A 1,958-nucleotide genomic window follows, 5' to 3' on the forward strand; every position below is an offset into this window, starting at 1 on the left:
GAGGTTGTGGTGACGGCGGCGCGTCTGCCGGCGGCGGCGGGGGAGGCGGCCTTCTCGGTCATCCGGCTGGACGAGGCGGCGCTGGCGAGGTCGGCGCGTCTGGACGAGGCCCTGGCGAGCGTTCCGGCGGTCTCCCTGTTCCGGCGTACGTCCAGCCTGGCGGCCAATCCGACGACGCAGGGGATCTCCCTGCGCGCCATCGCGCCGTCGGGGGCGGGGCGGACCTTGGTGACGCTGGACGGCGTGCCGATGAACGATCCCTTCGGCGGTTGGGTGATCTGGTCGCAACTGCCGACCGAGAGCCTGGAGAGTCTCGACATCGTGCGCGGGGCGGGGGCCGGTCCCTATGGCGCGGGCGCCCTGACCGGCGTGATCCAACTGCGCGAGCGTGAGCGCGGCGGCGTGCTGTCGGCCTCGGTGTCGGAACGGGGCGGGGCGCGCCTGGCGGGATCAGGGGGGCTGGACCTCGGTCGGGCTCGGCTGACGGCCTCGACGCTTTATGAGACCAGCGACGGCTACAGGCCCGTGCGCGGCGCGGCGGCCGGGGCGGCGGACACGCCCCTGGACCTGGAAGCCCGTGCGGCGGCCGTGCGGCTGGATGCGCCGGCAGGCGAGGCCAGCGTGTCGCTACGCGCCGCGGCCTATGACGAGGAGCGCGGCTCGGGGCTGGCCGGGGCGCGATCCAGCGCCAGCGGCCACCTACTGTCCGCCACGGCGGCGCGGCGGGCGCAGGAGGGGCGCTATGGCTGGCGCCTGCAGGCCTGGCGGCGCGAGAGCGACTTCGCCAACACCTCCGTCGCGGTGGCGACGGACCGCAGCGCGACCACGCCCGCCAACGACCAGTATGAGACGCCGGCGACCGGCTGGGGCGTCAACGCCGCCCTGCGTCGCTCGACGCGGGACGTCGCCGGAGGGCGGCTGGAATGGGAGTTGGGCGCCGACGCCCGCTTCAACGAGGGCGAGACGCGCGAGCGCTTCCGTTTCATGAACGGCGCCTTCACCCGCGACCGCGTAGCGGGCGGCGAGACCTCGGTGGCGGGTCTCTACGGCGAGGGCTCCTGGAGCGACGATCTGTGGCTGGTGGCCGGCGGCCTGCGCCTGGACGGCTGGCGCAATGAGAACGGTAGGCGGCGCGAATGGGACAGGGAGGCGGGCCTGCCCACGCTGGACGAAACCGACCCCGACCGTTCGGGCGAGGTGGTCAGCGCCCGGCTGGCGGCGCGCCGCTTCATCGGCCGCGGCTGGGCGGCGCGGGCGGCGGCCTATTCCGGCTTCCGTCCGGCGACGCTGAACGAGCTGCACCGGCCGTTCCGCGTCGGCAACGACCTGACCGAGGCCAATGCGGCGCTGGTCCCCGAAACCCTGCAGGGGGTCGAGGCGGGGCTGGCGTTCGAGGGGCCGATCTCGGCCCTGGGCGTCAATCTGTTCTGGAACCGGATCGAGGACGCCATCGTCAACGTCACCATCGCCGAGGGGCCGGGGACCTTCCCCCGCGCGGGCTTCGTCCCCGCCGGCGGGGTGCTGCGCCAGCGCCAGAACGCCGGGACCATCGAGGCGACGGGGGTCGAGCTGACGGCGCGCCAGACGCTGCGCCAGGGGCTGCATCTGAACGGCGCCCTGTCGATCACCGACGCGCGGATGGACGGCGGCTCGGCGGCGCCTCAGCTGACCGGACTGCGTCCGGCCCAGGCCCCGATCTGGAGCGTCGTCGGCGGGGTGGAGTGGCAGGCGTCGGACCGGCTCGGCCTGGCGGTCCAGGCCCGCTATGAGAGCAAGCGGTTCGAGGACGATCTGAACAGCCGCGTGCTGGACGCCGCCGTCGCCGTGGACGCCCGCGCCGAATGGCGCGCCGGCGCGCGCACCGTGCTGTGGCTGGCGGCCGACAATCTGTTCGACGCCGAGGTCGAGGTCTCCGAAACCGCCGGCGGCGTCGCCGGCTACGCCCCGCCGCGGACCCT

The 1,958-nt window shown here is 74.7% G+C and carries 1 protein-coding gene; it reads left to right on the forward strand.

Annotated features, from left to right (window positions below; translation table 11 throughout):
- A partial coding sequence (locus ACWGL1_RS16120; protein WP_452112568.1) for a TonB-dependent receptor occupies positions 1-1,958 on the forward strand: 1,958 nt, incomplete at both ends.

It is taken from the genome of Brevundimonas sp. NPDC055812 (assembly GCF_053616535.1).